Source organism: Gardnerella sp. c23Ub_4, from assembly GCF_055804115.1.
In genome coordinates this window covers 758,369-777,972 of record NZ_JANUYO010000001.1, presented here as the reverse complement: position 1 = coordinate 777,972, position 19,604 = coordinate 758,369, and the positions used below count along the sequence as shown (strand labels likewise).

Annotated in this window: 14 protein-coding genes and 1 tRNA gene; 6 read left to right on the top strand and 9 right to left on the bottom strand. The window is 42.7% G+C overall.

The window, feature by feature from the left end:
* Window positions 1-67: 67 nt before the first annotated feature.
* Window positions 68-748 carry a phosphate signaling complex protein PhoU gene (phoU, locus tag NYP67_RS03055; protein ID WP_032843002.1) on the top strand — a complete coding sequence of 227 codons (681 nt, stop codon included), beginning with the start codon at window positions 68-70 and terminating at the stop codon, window positions 746-748.
* A gap of 144 nt (window positions 749-892) precedes the next feature.
* On the opposite strand, the gene NYP67_RS03050 is transcribed toward phoU, so the two are convergent.
* Window positions 893-1,633, bottom strand: a complete 741-nt coding sequence (locus NYP67_RS03050; protein WP_004132563.1) for a phosphoglyceromutase — start codon at window positions 1,631-1,633, stop codon at window positions 893-895.
* A 172-nt stretch (window positions 1,634-1,805) separates the two neighbouring features.
* Entirely contained in the window at window positions 1,806-3,482 is a 1,677-nt protein-coding gene (gene lysS, locus NYP67_RS03045; protein ID WP_473411161.1) for a lysine--tRNA ligase, read from the bottom strand.
* A gap of 433 nt (window positions 3,483-3,915) precedes the next feature.
* Between lysS and NYP67_RS03040 the strand changes: the two genes are divergently transcribed.
* The 3 genes from NYP67_RS03040 (at window position 3,916) to NYP67_RS03030 (ending at window position 6,961) form a co-directional block, all read left to right on the top strand.
* A tRNA-Pro gene (locus tag NYP67_RS03040) sits at window positions 3,916-3,989 on the top strand.
* A gap of 130 nt (window positions 3,990-4,119) precedes the next feature.
* Window positions 4,120-6,210, top strand: a complete 2,091-nt coding sequence (locus NYP67_RS03035) for a DUF4037 domain-containing protein (protein WP_473411160.1) — start codon at window positions 4,120-4,122, stop codon at window positions 6,208-6,210.
* Window positions 6,211-6,310: 100 nt separating this feature from the next.
* On the top strand, window positions 6,311-6,961 hold the full coding sequence (locus tag NYP67_RS03030; RefSeq protein ID WP_115761792.1) for a DUF4125 family protein: 651 nt from the start codon (window positions 6,311-6,313) through the stop codon (window positions 6,959-6,961).
* A 25-nt stretch (window positions 6,962-6,986) separates the two neighbouring features.
* Here the strand turns inward: NYP67_RS03030 and NYP67_RS03025 are convergent, their stop codons facing one another.
* The 6 genes from NYP67_RS03025 to hflX all read right to left on the bottom strand — a co-directional run bounded on the left by NYP67_RS03025 (window position 6,987) and on the right by hflX (window position 13,024).
* Complete coding sequence (locus NYP67_RS03025; protein ID WP_473411159.1) at window positions 6,987-7,667, bottom strand: HAD family hydrolase; 681 nt, start codon at window positions 7,665-7,667, stop codon at window positions 6,987-6,989.
* Between the two features lie 13 nt (window positions 7,668-7,680).
* On the bottom strand, window positions 7,681-8,157 hold the full coding sequence (locus tag NYP67_RS03020; RefSeq protein ID WP_004130295.1) for a metal-sulfur cluster assembly factor: 477 nt from the start codon (window positions 8,155-8,157) through the stop codon (window positions 7,681-7,683).
* A gap of 77 nt (window positions 8,158-8,234) precedes the next feature.
* Window positions 8,235-8,894 carry a Fe-S cluster assembly sulfur transfer protein SufU gene (gene sufU, locus NYP67_RS03015; RefSeq protein ID WP_427898332.1) on the bottom strand — a complete coding sequence of 220 codons (660 nt, stop codon included), beginning with the start codon at window positions 8,892-8,894 and terminating at the stop codon, window positions 8,235-8,237.
* A gap of 28 nt (window positions 8,895-8,922) precedes the next feature.
* Window positions 8,923-10,269 (bottom strand): SufS family cysteine desulfurase, encoded by a 1,347-nt coding sequence (locus NYP67_RS03010; protein WP_473411158.1) that lies wholly within the window; start codon window positions 10,267-10,269, stop codon window positions 8,923-8,925.
* Between the two features lie 192 nt (window positions 10,270-10,461).
* Window positions 10,462-11,424, bottom strand: coding sequence for an L-lactate dehydrogenase (locus tag NYP67_RS03005; RefSeq protein ID WP_004130300.1), 963 nt, complete (start codon window positions 11,422-11,424; stop codon window positions 10,462-10,464).
* A gap of 130 nt (window positions 11,425-11,554) precedes the next feature.
* Complete coding sequence (gene hflX / locus NYP67_RS03000; RefSeq protein WP_020758225.1) at window positions 11,555-13,024, bottom strand: GTPase HflX; 1,470 nt, start codon at window positions 13,022-13,024, stop codon at window positions 11,555-11,557.
* A 168-nt stretch (window positions 13,025-13,192) separates the two neighbouring features.
* On the opposite strand from hflX, the gene NYP67_RS02995 reads away from it, so the two are divergent.
* Both NYP67_RS02995 and hrpA read left to right on the top strand, forming a co-directional pair.
* Window positions 13,193-13,894 (top strand): class I SAM-dependent methyltransferase, encoded by a 702-nt coding sequence (locus NYP67_RS02995; RefSeq protein ID WP_016787395.1) that lies wholly within the window; start codon window positions 13,193-13,195, stop codon window positions 13,892-13,894.
* 28 nt (window positions 13,895-13,922) lie between these two features.
* Window positions 13,923-17,996, top strand: a complete 4,074-nt coding sequence (hrpA, locus tag NYP67_RS02990) for an ATP-dependent RNA helicase HrpA (protein WP_473411157.1) — start codon at window positions 13,923-13,925, stop codon at window positions 17,994-17,996.
* Between the two features lie 95 nt (window positions 17,997-18,091).
* On the opposite strand, the gene NYP67_RS02985 is transcribed toward hrpA, so the two are convergent.
* Window positions 18,092-19,495, bottom strand: a complete 1,404-nt coding sequence (locus NYP67_RS02985) for an MFS transporter (protein WP_415695128.1) — start codon at window positions 19,493-19,495, stop codon at window positions 18,092-18,094.
* Window positions 19,496-19,604: the final 109 nt, after the last annotated feature.

Genomic DNA, 19,604 nt, shown 5'->3' with positions numbered 1-19,604 from the left:
CAATCTAAACAAACGCGAATATGCTCCAATGCAATTTAGCGCGATTGAACGCAAGAAAGGACACACCATGCGAGTGATTTTCAACGAAGAGATGAAGGCAGTTGCATTAAACATTGAACGCATGGCAGAGCTTGTTGCAAAAGCCATGAACGATGCTGGAAGCGCTCTAGTAAACGCAGACTTAGAAGCTGCGCAAACAGTTATAGATAACGACGCAAAGCTAGACGCACTAGAAGCAAACGTTATAGATCAGTGCTTAATATTACTTGCACGTCAAAATCCAGTTGCAACGGATTTGCGAGAAGTGGTTGCAACTATGAGGCTTGCTGCGACTTTTGAGCGCATGGGAGATTTAACAAGTCACGTTGCGCAAATCGCAAGACGCACATGGCCTGATTGCGCAATACCAAGTCAAGCAAAAGAAACTGTTGAAAAAATGGTTGACTTTTTGCGCGCTCTTTCTACGCAACTAACAGACATGCTCTCAAATAGAGACGTTAATGTAGCAGATGCAATTATTCACGGCGACGATGTAATGGATAAGTTGCACGAACACATTTTTGCGCTTGTAGAAAGCGAAGATTGGAACGGCACTAGAAAACAGTTGATTGACTTGGTGCTTCTAAGCAGATTCATGGAACGCATAGGCGATCATTCAGTTGCTGCAGCAAGGCAAGTTGTATTTATTGTTTCGGGATTTGACCCAACTAAGAAACCAGAACCAGACAAGGACACAGTTGTAGCATAAAACACAAGTGGCGTAGAACACGATTTTTAAATAGAAACCTAAAAAGTAGCTTGTAAAACAAAAGTAGGCTTGCAATTAATTTTGCAAACCTACTTTTTATTTAAGTTAATTTAAGATAATTAAGCTAACTTAAGCTAATCAAACTCACTTTTGACCCTGAGCAGCCACGGCAGCAGCGCCAGCAGCAGCAGCTTCTGGATCCAAATACTCACCACGAGGCTTGATTGGCTTAAAGTTCTCATCCAACTCGTAAAGAAGAGGAATAGCTGTTGGAATATTCACCTTGGAAATCTCTTCTTCGCTCAAGTTGTCGAGCATCTTAACGATTGCTCGCAAGCTGTTGCCGTGAGCTGCAATCATTACAGTCTTACCAGACTTAAGCTCTGGAATAATATCCGACTCCCAATAAGGAGTTACGCGAGTCACAACGTTTGCCAAAGCTTCAGTTTCTGGAACTGGGTCGCCTGCATAACGAGGATCATTCGCCTGAGAATACTCATCGTTTGGATCAATCTGTGGAGGTGGAGTTGCGTAAGAACGACGCCAAATCATAAACTTCTCATCGCCATATTCCTGACGAATCTCAGACTTGTTCTTGCCTTGCAAAGCACCGTAATGACGCTCGTTCAAACGCCAGCTACGACGAACTGGAATCCACAAGCGGTCTGCTGCATCAAGCGCGTAATTCGCGGTGTTGATAGCACGACGAAGCAAAGAAGTGAACACGATGTCTGGAAGAACGTTCTTCTCTTTAAGAAGCTCGCCACCATGCTTAGCTTCCTCAACACCCTGCTCAGTGAGCGGTACATCAACCCAACCAGTGAACTGATTGGTCTTATTCCATGCGCTCTGACCATGTCGGAGCAATACTAATTTATATGTCATAGTTACCTAGTCTATTCGTTTCGTGCGACTACTTACAAAAAGTAAACAAACACGAAAAATTTAATCAAAAAAGTCGCCGAACACTAAAAACAGCATTCAACGACTTTTAAGATTAATTCAGCTGATTATAACTGATACAACTAGCGATAATCACAACTAGCGATAATCACAACTAGCGAAGAGGCTTTATGAGTGGGAACGTAATCGTCTCGCGAATAGTTGCGCCCGTAAGAGCAATCAGCAAGCGATCAATACCCATGCCCATACCGCCGGCAGGAGGCATACCAACGCCGAGAGCCTCAATGAAGTCCTCGTCAATATCCATTGCCTCAACATCGCCAGCCAAAGCATCCTTAGCCTGAGCCACAAAACGCTCGCGCTGCACAACAGGATCGTTAAGCTCGGAGTAGCCGGTTGCAAGCTCAAAGCCGCGCACGTACAAATCCCACTTCTCAACCATTCCAGGCTTCGTGCGGTGACCCTTAACAAGCGGGCTGGTCTCCACTGGGAAGTCGCGCACAAACGTTGGCTCGTAAAGCTTATCCTCGTAGAAGTGCTCCCACAAGTGCTCAACCAATTTGCCGTGATTCTCCACTTCGTCGCGCTCAACGCCAAGCTTGTCTGCAATCGCACCCAAATGCTCAACGGAAGTTTCCGGCGTAATCTCCTCACCCAAAGCCTCGCTAAGCGAGCCATACATTGTAATCTGCTTCCACTCGCCGCCAAAATCGTACTCTTCGCCATTAAGCAAAGTCACCTTGGTAGAGCCGAAAGCATCGATAGAAGCCTTCTGAATCAGCTCCTTAGTAAGAGCGCCAATCGTATCGTAAGTGCCGTAAGCTTGGTAAGCTTCGAGCATTGTAAACTCTGGAGCATGAGTTGCGTCCACGCCTTCGTTTCTAAAATCGCGGTTGATTTCAAACACGCGGTCAATGCCACCAACCAAGCAGCGCTTCAAGAAAAGCTCCGGAGCGATGCGCAAATAAAGATCAATGTCAAAAGCGTTCATGTGAGTTGTGAACGGACGAGCAGCAGCACCGCCGTGAACCGTTTGCAACATTGGGGTTTCAACTTCCAAGAAGTCGTGACTGTCGAAAGTGCGACGAAGAGAAGCAACAGCATGCGAACGCCTGCGAACCATATCTCGAATCTTCTCGTCCGCAATCATGCCAATATAAGGCTTGCGCGTACGGGTATCGTCGCTTAATTCCTTGTGCAAAGCTGGAAGCGGCTGCAAAGCCTTAGCTGCAATCGCCCACTCGGTTGCAAAAACAGAAAGCTCGCCGGTCTTAGAAGAAATCACGCGACCGCGCACGTACAAATGGTCTCCCAAATCAACCATCTGCTTGAAGCTTTTAATGGATTCTTCGCCGATTTCCTTCTTGGAAACCATGGCCTGAATCGTAGTGCCGTCGCCAGCCGAAAGCTTAACGAAGCACAAGCCGCCAGCATTACGCAAGAAAAGCACGCGTCCTGCAATACCAACCTCGGTATCGGTTTCTTCGCCGGCTTCAAGCTTACCGTCAAAATCAGCACGAACTTTTTCAATTGTGTCAGTAACGTTAAGATGCACCGGGTAAGGCTGCACGCCTTCCTTAAGAAGCATCGCGCGCTTAGCAACGCGCATCTGTACCTGCTCCGGGTGCGCAAGAGGGCCAAACTCTTTATTGCTTGGGTCGATTGCTTCATCCAGGCTTGCGCCCTCGTTTACACGCTTAGCAATAGCCTCATCCTGCGCGAGCAGCATTTCGGCATGCTCAACGGTGTCAATTTTGTTGACGTTGTCTGTTGATTCATTTTCTGCTGCATCGTTTTGCGCAGCGAGCATTGTAGTATTCGTGTCACTCATAGTCGCTAATTGTAGCTACTAGGTAATACAGATAAGTGCGCAACAAATACGTTTTATTGCGTTATTTAGTTGATTGTGCGAATCATTTTTACATCAAATACACATTTTTATAGAAATATTTATATTTTTCTGTTTTCGGAAGAAAAATAGATTTACAGTAAAAATTTTTATTATTTTATTAAGATATACAAAATTATTTACGAAAAGAGACATGATTTTGCAAATATTGCAGATTGCATGTAAGCCATAAAAAGTGAAAGTAAATTTTTAATAAAATCTCAAAAAATTTATTTACTAGCGACACACACTAACGACACACAATTATATTTTGTAGCAAGTTCACGCTATTATAACCAAGTTATTGTAGTGCTGCTTGCACAATTCAATATGTAGTTGCATCATGTATTTGTAAGATGAATTCACACAATAACATCGGGCTGTAGCGCAGTTTGGTAGCGCGCTTCGTTCGGGACGAAGAGGCCGCGGGTTCAAATCCCACCAGCCCGACTTTTGATTTTTGCACAATCGCGCGTATTGCAACACTCTTATAAACTTATAATTCTGTATAAACGCATAATTTTGTATGATTGAGTAGTGAGCAAAACGGAATTAAATCGCAAGAAGCAAGGTGGCTTAAATGTTAAGCGTTTCGCAATTGTATAAAGAACTAGACAATATGTTTGCTAATCACGCAAACGCACAAGAAATCGAAAAATACTTGCTAAATGCTCTGCACGAAGCAAATTGCGAGCCAGACGAACCGCAAGATGCAAGCCAAGAATCAAACCAAGAAAAAGCAAGCGCTCAAGCATTGCAACTATCTGTGTTAAATGAGTTGATGGGATTTTATAGGTCTAGAGGAGAATACGCAAAAAACAAGCCAATCATTGATAGTGCGCTAAAACTTTCAGATAAAATGCAACTAGCAGGCAGTGAAGCTGGCACAACAACACTTATAAACGCTGCTACTAGCCTTCGCGCAGCTGGCGATTATGAGCGCGCAACAGAAATATATTCTAAAGCTCTTAAAGAATCATCGAAAACACTAAAACCAAACGATAGAAAGCTCGCTGCCCTTCACAACAATCTTTCAATGCTTTATAGCGAAACAGGCAAAATTAAAGAAGCAATAGATCAGCTTGAAAAAGCATTAGACATATTGCAAAAATCGAGTATCAATCCTTCAACAGACATAGATATAGCAGCAACTCACACAAATCTTGCGCTTGCGATTTTGCAAGAATGCTCGCAGCCTAGTGAAAGCACGAATAGCAAATCTAATAGTCTTAACGCTGCTTTTGAACACGCTTCAACCAGCATTCGCATGTACATTGCAGGAAACAACCAAAATCAACCGCATTACGCTTCTACGTTGGCAGGATATGCGCAAGTTCAATACGCACGAAAAGAGTATTCCGACGCTGTAAAAGCGTACAGCGAAGCTCTAGATTTAATAGCACAATGTTACGGAAAAGATAGCGAGTCCTATGCGATTACGTTGGAAAATCTACAGCAAACACAGAAGGCAGCAGAAAAATTTACGGAGACTGGCGTGGCGGATGCGATTCAGTGCGCTGCGGAAAAATCGCCAGAAACCGATGAGCCGCATCCAGAATCAAATAAAACCATAAAAATAGATAAAACTATACAATCAAATAACACTATAAAATCAAGCAGAACTAAAAAAGCAGAAGATAATCCAAAAATAAAAAACGGCATGCAACTTTCAAAAGAATATTGGCAAACTTACGGAAAGCAACTACTGGAATTACCAAAATTTAGGGACTATAAAAACCGCATAGCTGCAGGATTAGTTGGCCACGGATCGGAATGCTACGGATTTGACGACGAGATTTCTAGAGACCACGATTTTGGCCCAGGATTCTGCATATGGCTTACAGATGAAGACTATGCAAAAATTGGCGAGGATTTGCAAGCAGCTTACAACGATTTGCCGCAAGAATACGCTGGATTTGACTCTAGAAAAGAAACGCCGCGCGCTAAATCATGCGAAAGCAGCAAGCGAGTCGGAGTATTTAGCATAAGCGAATTTTTTGAAAACATAACAGGATTTTCCGCCGCGCCAAGCCAAGACGAGCCGTATTTGTGGATTTCGCTAAGCGAGCCAACACTTGCTGCAGCTACGAACGGCCAAATTTTTGCAGACCCACTTGGAGAATTTAGCAAAACGCGTCAAAGTTTTAAGCTTATGCCAGACGATGTGAGAATCTCGCTAATCTCTAGAAGGCTTGGCATGATGGCTCAAGCAGGCCAATACAATGTTCCACGAATGCTAGCGCGAAAAGACGGAGCTGCAGCATGGCTTTCTATAAACGAGTTTGTGCGCGCAGCCGCTTCAATCGTATTTTTGCTAAATAACCCAATAAGTGCAGGATATTTGCCATATTATAAGTGGCAATTTGCAGCTTTACGCAAGCTCAGCGCGCGAATGGCGTCTAGACTTTCAAACGTGTGCAATCAACTTGAATCGCTTATGCGACTAAGTAGTGCGGCGTGCTTTGGCGGAATCGGATTTGGCGAAGGCACAAAAGGAAGCAGCGAATCTGAGTCTAAAATAAACGAGATTATTCAAAACGTGTGCAACGAAGTAGTGGAAGAGCTTAAATATCAAGGCTTAAGCAATTGCGGCGAAACGTTTTTAGAATGGCAGCGCCCATATGTTGAAGCACATATTAAGCAAAAAGATTCATGCTTGCATAGCTTGTAAAACTCGTGAAAATTAAAACTCGTGAAACTCTATTAGCGTACAACAACGCTAATCGAAAATAGTATAAAAATTGGTAGAACTAAAATCGGTAGGATTAAAAATGATTAGCAAAGAAGACAACGCACAAATAACGCAAATAGACAGCAAAAATCACACAATTGCAGAAGAAATTACAAAACTAGAATGGCAGCAATTCCAGCTTACGCAAAACGAAGGCGGACGCGCGAATTGTCAAGGAAACTGGCCAACATTCCACATTATGCGAATGAGCCAATTTTTAACTTGGCCTCTGGATTTGCAAGAATCTTATAAAAAAGATCTTGAGCGCGCAAATAGTGATGGCAGAAATTTGATAACAGAAAAATATGCAAGAATGATGGAGTCTACTGCTCCAGAAATTTTTGAGCGCACAATTAAGCCTTATATTAAGCCGATTTTAGAGCCTAGAAAAAGCGAGCAAGAGAAGATTATTTTAACGCAAGTTAAATGGGCCGATGATTTTCGCAATCACTACCCTCATTTAGGTCTTGCAATGCGCGTTCTAAAAACAAGCGAAGATACAGAAGAAAATACATCTTTTGAAACGTATTTGCGAGGAGAATTAAGCACGTATTCTGATGATACTTTTGCTAAATATAAATCTTTTATAGAAGATTTGCTTGCAAAAAATCTAAATCTTACTCAGATGATTATTGAAAATACTGTGCATATGTATGGCTACGATTCACTTGAATCAGCCGACAAATGTTGAGGCAACTATAGCGTGAATAGTTTTATTACAGAGTAAATAATTTTGCAAACGCACAGTCGATTCTTTGTGCAGTTTTTAAGCTACGCAAATCCGATTCAACAAAAACAGTAGAAGATGCGTTCAAACCATTTTTGCTCAAAAAATCTCGATAAATCATAATATTCGGCTTTAGCAAATGAGATTCGCAAGATGCGCTAACGCCATTTATCTCGCCAAGTATTGGGCAAGTTGCGCGCGCACAATCAATCCACTCTTGCGAAGCGTTTCCCAACGCCCAAACGCGCACACCTTTTGAGATTAAATCGCGAGCAAGAGACGCAAAACTCGCTCGCTCCCCTAAAAATCCGCGTGAAAAATTCTTAAAATACAAGCGATAAAGCCAAGTTACAGCAGGACCGTGATGCTCACTAAACGATTCCAGTGCGCGCTGGCTGCTCCATGCAGCCTCTCGCAAAGCTTCGTGAAACTCAAAACCCCATTCTGGCTCGTAACTAAACAGAACTTCGCCAATATAATCTGGGTAATCTGACTCCAATGTGCGGCGCGCATCCCAATCAACAAGAAGATGCAAGTCAAAAACAACATCTGTTATGCCGTTTTCAATAATTTTTTGCGCGCACAAATCGCAATAATCATCGCTATTCCTGCAATCGTCACTATTCTTAAAATCATCGCGATCATGCAAAAAATCTTCTGTACAAACCATTAAAAATCCTAAATTATTCGGTTGGCGAAATTCCGCCAACATAGGATGACATTCCAGAAGTGCCAGGAGCTACAGAAGAACCAACGCCAGAAACCCCAGCCCCAAGCCCAGCCCCAAAGCTAGCAGGCAAATTGTTCAAATTATAGCCAAGCGCCTCAAGCTGCGCGCGCCCATCTTCCGTAATATTTTCAACGCTCCAACGCGGCTTCCAAGTCCAATCAATCCTAAATTCGTCTACAAGTCCAACCAGCGCACTCGCGCACTCGTCTTCAATCAAATCCGTAAGCGGGCAAGCAGGTGTTGTAAGCGTCATAGTAAGAATCGCGCGACCAAGCTCGTCAATCTCAATCCCGTAAACTAATCCCAAGTCAACAACATCAATACCAAGCTCTGGGTCCACAACATTGTGCAAAGCCTCTTGAATATCTTCCTCAGTTACGCGCCCAATATTGTTTGCGCTAAGAGTTGATTCTGCTTGATTTTCTGCCATCTCGTTCCTTATTTTTAAGTGTTACAACGCGATTTTTTTAAGTGTTACAACGCGATTTTATAAAGCTACATACGATTTTATAAAGCCTCAATAGCCTTTGCAATACCGTCTTTTAAGCCTTCCCACGCAAGCAACGCACACTTGATTCGCATTGGATATTTAGAAACGCCTTGAAAAACCATAGCATCTTCCAACTCATCTTCGTCTTGCTCGCTTTTTAATCCAACTCCCCTAGATTCCATAAGTTTGTGGAAAAGAGCGGCCAATCGCAATGCATCCGCAACGGTTTTCCCCTCAACCAAATCAACCATAATCGAAAGACTCGCTTGCGAGATTGAGCAACCGTGTCCATCCCACTTAATACTTTTAATAAGCGCATTGCTTGAATTATCAACGTTTTTAGCGAGTTCCACATGCATTGTAACCTCATCTCCACAAGTTGGGTTAAATTGATGAGATTCGCCAAAAGCATAATCTTTATTAGCTTCTACAGCACAATTTTCGTGATGATTTGTAATTGTTATATTAGAATCGTTTTTTAGCTCATCGGTTGCTGGCGATTTACCAGAAGCCTCCTCAACTTTCTCTTCACGCTCTTCTGCTTTAGAAAGACTCTCTGTGCTTAAAAAATGTGTTTTTCCGTGCGGATTTCTAGCAGCATCTAGAATAACTTCTTGATACATGCTTTCTAAGCTGTTACTTGCACCGTTAGCGTCATCAAAACTCACATCAAACATACGCTCTCCTTGCATTAAAATATTACGACTATGCGCCAAAATATGCGCGAACTTGGGAAACAGCTTCGATTAATTCGCGAACTTCTTCGATTGTGTTATAAACTCCAACAGACGCGCGATTCGAAGCGTACACGCCAAAATGGCGATGAATCGGCTGAGCGCAATGATGCCCAACGCGAATCGCAATCCCTTGCGCATCCAAAAACTGGCCAACGTCATGCGGATGCACGCCTTCAACTTCAAAAGAAACCGTTGCAATGCGCTTGCTTAAATCAAGTGGGCCAAGCACGCGAACTCCTGGAACATCTTGCAATTTAAGCAATTCTGCAGCAATCTGACGCTCATGCTGTGCAACTCGATTCATGCCCAACTCTCGAAGCCAATCCGCAGCTACTCCTGCAGCGACCATTTGCGCAACTGGCTGAGTTCCTGCCTCAAAACGGTAAGGCGCTTCCATATATTGCGCTGGCTTATTAAGCCACGCAAGCTCCACCATGGACCCCCCAAAATTAGCAGGCGGAAGAGCTTGAAGAAACTCACGTCGACCATACAAGAACCCAACTCCCGTCGGTCCGTACATTTTATGAGCACTAAAGGCTGCAAAATCAACATCTAGCGCGTGAAAATCAACTGGAATATGCGGAACGGACTGACAAGCGTCAAGAACAAAAATCGCCCCAACCTGGTGCGCGCGCTTGCAAATCGGCGAAACATCCGTGATTGCGCCCGTAACATTGCTAATATGCGTAACAGCAACGATTTTCGTGCGCTCATCAATAACAGTGCTCAAATAATCCGCGTCTGCACGTACGCGACCATCTTCAGTTACATCAATCCAGCGAAGCTCCGCACCCGATCGAATCGCAAGCTCTTGGAATGGCAATAAAACGGAATGATGCTCTGCGCGAGAAACAACAATATTATCTCCCTCATTAATCACAAAATGATTGCGCAAAGTTAAGTTATCTTCCGCAAAACCAGAGCGATTTAGCTTAGCGTTAATAGTGGCGTTTCCAATAGAAGTTGCAAGAAGATTCAACGCGCCTGTAGCGCCAGGCGTAACAACAATCTCTTCGCTACCTTCTTTGCTACAAGCACCAACGAGTTTTGCAACCTTTGCGCGCGCTTCTTCAAACGCAACTGTGCTAAGCGCTGCCAACTCGTACGCTCCTCTATGCACGCCAGCATTAATCGTTTTATAAAACTCGCTTTCGGCATTAATTACAACTTGCGGCTTTTGAGAAGTTGCTGCAGAATCCAAGTAAATCAAGGGTTTTGAATGCACTTTGCGACTTAAAATTGGAAATTGGAGCCTTAAATCTTCAAAATCACGCATTAGCGCAAAATCTGTATCAAGATTTTTATGATTAAACATTCAAAATCCCCTTTTAAGCAATTTATGCAACTCAAATTTTATAAATCTTATTTATAACTTAAAAGCCGCTCCCCCAAAACAATGATTGAAGGAGCGACTTTCAAGACTTAAATCTTAGTAATTAGCGCTTTACGAACAGCTAAGCCTAAAAGCATAAAAGCATAAACGCTTAAATCATAAAGCAAAAACTAATTAGAATCCAAATTGTGCCGCAGCTTGACGAAGAGTCTCTGCAGAACGCTTCAAAGCAGCAAGCTCGCGATCCGAAACTGGAGTATTCAAGCGAGAATTTACGCCGTTGCGGTTCAACAAAGTTGGAACCGACATGCAAACGTCTGAGATTCCATGGAAGTCTTCAAGCAAAGAAGAAACTGGCAAAATGCGGTTGGTGTCTCGAAGAACAGCCTCAACAATATCTACGCCAGACATTGCAATAGCGTAGTTTGTAGCGCCTTTACCGTTAATAATCTTGTATGCTGCGTTCTTAACTTCCTGATGAATCTCTTCGCGCTTAGCTTCATCCAATGGCTCATGTCCTGGAAGAGCATTCCACTCGCACATTGGAACGCCACCAATAGTTGCAGAAGCCCAAAGAGGAACTTCGGAATCGCCATGTTCGCCAGCAATATAAGCGTGAACGTTCTTAACATTCACACCAGTATGCTGAGCAATAAGGAAGCGCAAACGTGCAGAATCAAGGTTTGTACCAGATCCGAACATTTGATTAGCAGGAAGACCAGAAAGCTTCATAGAAACATGCGTAACAACATCAACAGGATTTGTAATAAGCATGTAAATTGCGTTTGGAGCAACCTTAACAACATTAGGAATAATCGACTTCATAATATTTATGGTTGCACCTGCAAGCTCCAAGCGAGTCTGTCCAGGCTTTTGACGAGCGCCAGCAGTAATAACAACCATATCGGCATCGCGGCAAATTTCAACATCGTCGGAGCCAGCAATAGAAACAGCTGGGTAGAAGCTAGAACCGTGCTGCATATCGAGCACTTCTGCTTCAACACGTTCCTTAGCGATATCCTCAAGCACAATTTCACGAGCAACACCGCGCTGAGCAGCAGCAAACGCAAGCGTAGAACCTACTGCGCCAGCACCAATAATCGCAAGCTTTGTTGGCTTAACCTGAGAATTCACCATTAGAAAACCCCTTTTCCACAAACCGAATCAGCCCTCTAGCTAATAAATAACTCAAAATATAAGGGCTGCTCTAATAATAGAGATATATGCATGAACAGTTTTTACTTTAATCACACCTAAGGAGTTTTGCTTAAAACGCAATTTGCATAAGTTTTGCCGCCAAAGAATCTCCAACAAAAGCATCTAATTCTATGCCAGAATCCTTATATTCCGCCGATTTTACAATGCCATTTTCTCTAACTTTAGATAGCAAAGATCCAGAATAATCACTATAAGGAAGCCTAACTTTAACATGAACGTGTGGTGAAGGTAACAAATTTTCTATGCGCGTTCTTAAACGGTCAATATTTGTTCCACTTGCAGCAGACACAATTAAAGAATCAGGGTACAACGATTGCAAGCGCAAACGCATTGGCTCTTGCATAACATCCGACTTGTTAAACGCAATAATTTGCGCAATGTCTTCCACTCCATCAATTTGAGCTAAAACCTCGTTAACTGCTTCAATTTGAGAAACAGGGTCTGGGTGAGATCCGTCAACAACGTGCAAAATAACGTCTGCTTGGCCAACCTCTTCCAAAGTGGACTTAAACGCTTCTACTAGCTGAGTTGGCAGCCTTCGCACAAAACCAACCGTGTCTACAAGCGTATAAGCGCGACCATCTTTAGTTAAAGACTTTCGAACAGCAGTATCCAAAGTGGCAAAAAGCGCATTTTCTACAAGCTCCTTAGAGCCAGTAAGCCTATTTATAATCGAAGATTTTCCAGCATTTGTATACCCTACTACTGCAACGGTTGGAATATCTTGACGACGCCTAGATCCGCGCTTTGTCTCGCGAGTTGGTGCCATTAGCGCAATGTCGTGACGCAATTTTGAAATTCGATTCCTAATTGCGCGCCTATCCATCTCGATTTTTGTTTCGCCAGGACCTCTAGAGCCTATTCCAGCGTCTCCAGCAGCGCGGCCGCCAGCCTGCCTAGAAAGAGCAGCACCCCAACCTCTAAGTCGCGGAAGCATGTATTGGAGCTGAGCAAGCTCGACTTGTGCCTTTCCTTCCCTACTTGTTGCATGTTGAGCGAAAATGTCTAGAATAACAGCCGTTCTGTCTACAACCTTGACTTTAGTGGCATCTTCCAAAGCTCTTCTCTGGCTTGGTGGAAGATCGTCGTCTACAACAATCGTATCTGCATCATTTTGTGCCACAACTGCCGCAAGTTCACGCGCTTTTCCAGAACCAACATACGTTGCTGCATCTGGCCTATATCTTTGCTGCAACATGCCGTCACACACTACTGCTCCAGCGGTTTTAGCAAGAGCGGCCAACTCTCTAAGAGACTCTTCTGCTTGGCTTAAAGTTCCGCGAGCGCTAGACCACACACCTACTAAAACAACGCGTTCCAGCCTTAGTTTTCTGTACTCTACTTCGGTTACGTCTTGTAATTCTCCAAGACCAGCAACTCGTTTTAACGCGTTTCTTGATTCACGCTCTTGCCAAGCTTCGTCGTTACTTTCTATGCTTGATCCAGCGTTTGCATCGTCTAGCAGAACTTCACTATGGCCTGAAAGAAAGTCTTTATGCTCATTTTTATGCTCGGGCATATTATTATCACCACTTGCCAAATCACTATTTGCTAAAGTATCTACCAAAACTATGCCCTTTGCTATTTTTCTTTAACTACTTACGTTAAATCCTTTATTAATACGCGATTTACAACGTTTGTTTTATTATTGTGAATCTAGAAGACATAATTTTTAACCAACACTAAAATGACTATTAACACTTTTAATAAAACTAAAAAGACAAGCAGCATTAATGCTACTAAAACAAACAAAAATGCTAAAGAATCTAAGACTAGCGGCGAACAGTATTTTTCCACTAACCCAAATTCTTTAGACTTAAGACGAACTTTGCAAGTTGATTTGCGAGGCAAAGAAGTTAGCGTGCAAGTTTCTAACGGAGTTTTTAGCTCTTCTAAACTTGATTTAGGAACTGCAGTTCTTCTTAAACACGCTCCACAACCCCCAGAAAATGGGCGATTTTTCGACATCGGTTGCGGCTGGGGCGCTATTAGCTTGGCTTTAGGTTTTGAATCCCCTAATGCGCAAATTTACGCTGTAGACGTTAACGAGCGCGCTCTAGAGCTTACTAATATTAACGCCAAGAATGCTGGATTAAATAACATTCACACTTATCTTGTAGAAGATGCGCTAAAAGAAGATTCATCTAAAAACATTGATCTTATTTGGTCTAATCCTCCAATACGCGTTGGAAAAGACGTTTTACACAATATTTTGCTCACGTGGCTTCCTCGCTTAAAAGTTGGTGGAGCTGCTTATTTGGTTGTTCAAAAAAATCTTGGCTCCGACTCCTTAATCCCTTGGCTTTCTAAAAATCTTGGTGAAGATTTTAGCGTTGAAAAATACGCAAGCTCTAAGGGATACAGGATTATAGAAGTCTTAAGAAAATAGTATTTAGCAGGATTTAATAGGATTTAATATGAATTTTGACTATCCTAGTGAACTGCCGATTTGTTCCGCACGCAACCAGATTATTGAAGCTATTAAAGAGTCGCAAGTTGTAATCGTATCTGGTCAAACGGGTTCTGGAAAAACCACTCAAATACCAAAAATGGCTTTAGAGCTTGGCAGAGGCGGTCGCGGAAAGCAAATTGTTCACACACAACCTCGCCGACTTGCTGCACGCACGGTTGCAGAGCGAATCGCAAGCGAAATGGATGTTAAGCTTGGCGAAGAAATCGGCTACCAAGTGCGTTTTAACGACGAAAGCTCATCTAAAACAAAGCTTCGCATAGTTACAGACGGTATTCTGCTTGCTCAAATTCAGCGCGATCCACTTCTTACGCGCTACGACACGATTATTATTGACGAAGCTCACGAGCGCAGCCTAAACATTGATTTTTTGCTTGGATATTTAACAACTCTTTTGCCAAAGCGCAAAGACTTAAAGCTTATTATCACTTCTGCAACAATCGATTCTGCAAAGTTCAAAGACCATTTTGAGCAAGCTTTACATATTAAAGTTCCTGTTATAGAGGTTTCTGGGCGAACATACCCAGTGCGCGTACTTTACGAGCCACTTGGAGGCGCACCTTCGCTTATGAAGCACGTTCCAGGTTTTGCAGATATTGCTATGGACGATGAAAGCGTTGCACAAAGCCAATCTAACGAAAGCAATCGAGAAGATATTTGCGATGAAGACATTGCTTCTGCTGTAACTCGCGCATGTGCTCAACTTGTTATTCATTCAACACACACTCAAGGCGCGCGAGATATTATGGTTTTTGCTTCTGGCGAGCGCGATATTCGCGAGTTTGAAGCATCGTTGCGTTCTTATTTCGGTACACGCACAAGCGACATGAATCGCAGTGACGCCATTGAGATTGTTCCACTTTTTGCGCGTCTTTCTTCTAAAGACCAGCATCGCGTTTTTGAGCATCACACTCATCAGCGTATTGTAATCGCCACTAATGTTGCAGAAACTTCTCTTACAGTGCCTGATATTCGCTACGTTGTAGACCCTGGTTTTGCTAGAATTTCGCGCTATTCTAAGTCTGCTAAAGTTCAGCGTCTTCCTATAGAACCTATTTCTCAAGCAAGCGCGGATCAGCGCTCTGGTCGTTGTGGGCGAATTGCAGATGGCATTGCTATTCGCTTGTATTCTAGGGAAGATTACGATACTCGCCCGCGCTTTACCGATCCCGAGATTTTGCGCACTTCACTCGGCGCTGTTGTTTTGCACATGCTCTCTGTCGGTGTTGCTAAAACTGGCGAAGATATAACGAATTTTGGATTTATTGATCCTCCAGATATTAAGGCTGTGAGCGACGGCTTTAACGAGCTTAGCGAGCTTGGCGCAATAAGCAGAAAATCTGGTGTTATAAGCTTGACTCGAATTGGCCGCGAGCTTAGTCATATTCCAATTGACATTCGTTTAGGCCGCATGATTATTGAAGCTGCGCGAAACACTACGCCTAATACTTTAGCTGCGATTCTTGTGATTGTTGCATTTTTGAGTTTGCAAGATCCGCGCGAGCGCCCAGAGGACAAGCGCGACGAAGCAGATAGATTACACAATCGTTACGCCGATGAGTTAAGTGACTTTTTAACAGCATTGAATATTTGGGATCGCATATTCCAGGCAGATGGCGAAATCAGCAACAACGCACTAAGGCGACTTTGCAAAGAGGAATTTTTCCACTTTTTACGCCTAAAACAGTGGAAAGATTTAGTTAATCAGCTTAAAGATTTATGCAAAGAACTCCATTATAATGTTGGCGAAGCTCTGCCAATTAAACGCGCGCCTTTGCAAATCCGCCAATTGCCAAACAATCAGCAGGCGGCTCACAGTCTTTGCTGCACTTGGGATTATCAAGGAATCCACTCTTCTATGCTTTCTGGCTTGCTTTCTATGATTGGCATGCAAGTTATTCGCGAGCCTAAGGCTTCGGATTTTGCAGGACTTCGCGGAACAGCCAAAATTCGTGCCATTAAGCGCGCTCAAAAAATGGCAAAAAACGATTATCAAGGCGCTAGAAGCACAAGGTTTGCAATCTTCCCATCTTCATCTGTTTCTAAAACAACTCCTTCTTGGATTATGTGTACGGAATTAGTTGAAACTTCTAGACTTTGGGCAAGGTATTGCGCGCAAATAGACCCTGCTTGGGCGGAGTCTTTAGCCAAGAACCTTACTCGCGTAACATATTTAGATGCTCATTGGAGCGCAAGCAAAGGTGCAGCAATTGCTCAATCGAAAGTGCTTTTGTACGGATTGCCTATTGTGCAAAATCGCACTGTTCAATGGTCTAAAATCAATCCTTACGAATCTAGAATATTGATGATTCGTCAAGGCTTAGTCGAAGGAAACGTTCAACAGCGTTTTCCATTCAACGATTTTATCTCCTCAAATATTAACGTTTTGAACGATGCCGATAATCAAACAAATCGCACTAGGCAAGCAAGCGAAACTGTAAACGACGAGGATTTGTTTACTTTTTACGATAATAAACTTCCTCAAGAAGCTACGACCATTGCAGATTTGGCTAAATGGTGGAAAAATTATAGGCTTCAAGACCCGCATTTTCTTGATTTTAACCCAGATTGTGTTGAGCGCTTGCAATACGCAAATGATACTGATTTAGCAGACTACCCCGATACTTGGCATACGATTGGAACAGACGGCCAGAAAATTAATTTGCGCTTAAGCTACATTTACGATCCGCATAATCCTTTAGATGGCGTAACCGTACACGTTCCACTTCATGCGCTTTTGCGACTTAAGCCTCAAGAGTTTACTTGGAATGTGCCAGGCTTATTAGACGAGCTTATTATTGGCATGATTAAGTCTCTTCCTAAGACTTTGCGCGTGCAATTCGTGCCAGCTCCAGATACTGCTCGTAAAATCCGCGAGTGGATTGACGAAAACTACGATTATCTTCCAGGAATAAATGAGAATCCACAAGAAGATTTTATTTGGCAAGACTTTAGCGAAGTCTTTACTAAAGCTGCGATTAATGTTGTTGGAGCACAAATCCACCCAGAAGTTTTAAGCGAAGATCAGTTGCAACGGTTATCTCCTTATTTGCGCGTAACTTTTAGCGTTGAGCAAAAGAAAACTAATAAAAACAAACCTAATCAAAACAATTCGCATAATCAAAGCAACAAGCGCATTAAGCCTACTGTTTTAGGAACAGATAAGTCGCTAATAAGTCTTCAGCATCGATTTGCAAAATCAGCTCAAGAGTGTGCATTAAATGTTGTTAATAGCAAAGCGATTAAAGCAGCAGAGGCCGGAAATGTTGTTGAGAGAGCAGATTTGTTACACAAGTCTGGAGCAACTAATCTTTCTAGATCTCAAATGGTTTGGCAAGGCGCACTTAACATGCTTATTTTAGACGATAAGCGCATTACATCTAGATGGCTCGGCAGCGAGGCTTTGCTACTTGCTTCTGCACCTTATAAGTCTTCTAAAGATTTGGCTCAAGATTTGCAAATGGCAGCTATTAAGCGACTTATACCAAATACGCAAAAAATTACTAACGATGTTGAACTTAAAGAAGCCGTTGGCAATATTGCCGAAGTTTACGAAGACACGGTTTATAGCGTTGCACACAGTGTAATTGCTATTTTGGAGCGATTTGCTAAAGTCGAGTCTGCTGTTAGCGGCAAAGCCGACTTGCCAATGCTTAGTGTTCTTCAATCGATTAAAGAACACGCATCTTCGCTTGTTTTTCCTGGATTCATTGCAAAAGCAGATTCTAGCGCACTTACTTCAATAGAGCGCTACTTACATGCGGATTTGATTCGACTTAACAAAGCTAAGTCAAACAAAGATCGAGATGTTCAATGGGCTTGGCAGGCAGATGAAGCTCATAAGCTTGTACTAGAAGCTCAAAAGAGAGCAGAAAGCTTGCCTGCAGGACCTAATAGAGATGAGGCTCAAGAAAAAGCTCAAAAACTAAAGTGGATGTGCGAAGAATTCTATGTTTCTCTTTGGGCGCAAGAGCTTGGAACAGCATACCCAATCAGTATTCAGCGTATGAAAAAAATTTGATAGCACAAAAGCAAAATAATACAAAAGTGGTCACTATCCACGCAGCCAAAGATGACTGCAAGATAGTGACCACTAACATATTGAGTAAATAATAATTACTCTTTAACCATAAGGCTACGAGCAATGTAAACTACTAAGCCAATAAAGGCTACAATAGCGCCCATCATAAGCAAGTTAGAATAACCTGCACCTAAGCCTTGGATTCCAGCAAAAGAGAATCCTTTTAGCAAGTTTCCGCCAAAGAAACCGCTGAAAATGGAAATACCGATTGATGCAGTAACATTCATAACTAAATCGTTCATACCGCATCCACGACCCGATTCTTCAACAGGCAATGCGCTAAGAACCGTTGAAACGATTGGCGAATACATAAGTCCGCAACCAGCGTAGTAGACGCATGCGCACAAAGTTAGAACAAGGAATCCGCAATTGATGAATACAGCAGCTCCAACCCATCCAAGAATCATAAGAACAGCAGCTATAATAATGCCAGCTTTACGTCCAATGAAACCGATAATTGTTCCAGAGCATGTTCCAAACACTGCTGCTACAACGAATGCCCATACAAGGTAGGAAGAAACTGCCTCAGTGCTCATATGATACAAAGCTCCACCAATAACATTGTAAATTGGAGGCATGCAATAGTTAGTAAAGTAGAAGATGAATATTAAGACAATGCCCGAAAGCCAACGCTTATTCTTAAAGAATGCAGGAGTTACAAACGGGTTCTTTGCCTTCATAATATAGCCAGCAAACACAACAAACAGCACGATGGATCCAAGCAACAATCCCCATGCCTTGTACGAGAAGAACAAAGTCAGCAATGCAACAGCAATACCAAACACTGTAAAGCCAAGCTTATCTATCTTTCCACCAATACCGTTCTTTGTAGGCAAGAACTTAACAAGAACTGGCAAGAACAGAATAGTAATTGCAGGAATCAAGAACAAATACTGCCAAGCAATAGAGCTAAGAGCACCAGCAGCAAAAACGCCAATAGAAGCAGAAAGCTGATAAGCAGCAGTAAAGAGTCCAAAGAAAATTACCTTAAGATCGTTGCGCAAATACTTAGTTGCAATAACAAGGAAGGAAGAACCTGCTACCTGCTCGCCAGCGGTTTGTAAGATACGCGCAATAATAACAGTCCACAAGTTTGGAGTGAAGAAGAAGTTTGCAATAAAACCAAACAACGATCCAACAAACAGTGTTACAAGTCCGATTGTTATGAGTCTACGAAGCGACACAAAGTCACCCAAAGAACCGTAAATAAAGCACACAATGCCTAAAACAATAATTGGCAAACTCGTAATAAGAGAAGCTTGATCAGGCGCGCCAACAGCTTTACCAATCTGATCAAATACCAGATTAAATCCTTGCAAACACAATGTTCCAAGAATAAAGGTTATAAGAAGTAAAATTAGCGAGTAAATCGCCACTTTGTCGCGGGTTTTTGGATCCTCATATGGGTCTACCGCACTAGATTTTGCAATCTCAGTCATAATAATCCAATCAATTAATATTTTTAGTTTTTACATTGGCAAATAAGGCACATCGCATATTGCGGAAAATGTTGCGATTTGCGGCGTGTCGAACAACAAAAAGCGGAGC

Excerpts from the sequence above, each read along its gene's own strand:
- hflX (WP_020758225.1), bottom strand. The coding sequence starts at position 13,024 with ATGCCCGAGCATAAAAATGAGCATAAAGACTTTCTTTCAGGCCATAGT.
- NYP67_RS03030 (WP_115761792.1), top strand. The coding sequence starts at position 6,311 with ATGATTAGCAAAGAAGACAACGCACAAATAACGCAAATAGACAGCAAA.
- NYP67_RS02995 (WP_016787395.1), top strand. The coding sequence starts at position 13,193 with ATGACTATTAACACTTTTAATAAAACTAAAAAGACAAGCAGCATTAAT.
- lysS (WP_473411161.1), bottom strand. The coding sequence starts at position 3,482 with ATGAGTGACACGAATACTACAATGCTCGCTGCGCAAAACGATGCAGCA.
- NYP67_RS03050 (WP_004132563.1), bottom strand. The coding sequence starts at position 1,633 with ATGACATATAAATTAGTATTGCTCCGACATGGTCAGAGCGCATGGAAT.
- hrpA (WP_473411157.1), top strand. The coding sequence starts at position 13,923 with ATGAATTTTGACTATCCTAGTGAACTGCCGATTTGTTCCGCACGCAAC.
- sufU (WP_427898332.1), bottom strand. The coding sequence starts at position 8,894 with ATGTTTGATGTGAGTTTTGATGACGCTAACGGTGCAAGTAACAGCTTA.
- NYP67_RS03035 (WP_473411160.1), top strand. The coding sequence starts at position 4,120 with ATGTTAAGCGTTTCGCAATTGTATAAAGAACTAGACAATATGTTTGCT.
- NYP67_RS03010 (WP_473411158.1), bottom strand. The coding sequence starts at position 10,269 with ATGTTTAATCATAAAAATCTTGATACAGATTTTGCGCTAATGCGTGAT.
- NYP67_RS03020 (WP_004130295.1), bottom strand. The coding sequence starts at position 8,157 with ATGGCAGAAAATCAAGCAGAATCAACTCTTAGCGCAAACAATATTGGG.
- NYP67_RS03005 (WP_004130300.1), bottom strand. The coding sequence starts at position 11,424 with ATGGTGAATTCTCAGGTTAAGCCAACAAAGCTTGCGATTATTGGTGCT.
- phoU (WP_032843002.1), top strand. The coding sequence starts at position 68 with ATGCGAGTGATTTTCAACGAAGAGATGAAGGCAGTTGCATTAAACATT.
- NYP67_RS03025 (WP_473411159.1), bottom strand. The coding sequence starts at position 7,667 with ATGGTTTGTACAGAAGATTTTTTGCATGATCGCGATGATTTTAAGAAT.
- NYP67_RS02985 (WP_415695128.1), bottom strand. The coding sequence starts at position 19,495 with ATGACTGAGATTGCAAAATCTAGTGCGGTAGACCCATATGAGGATCCA.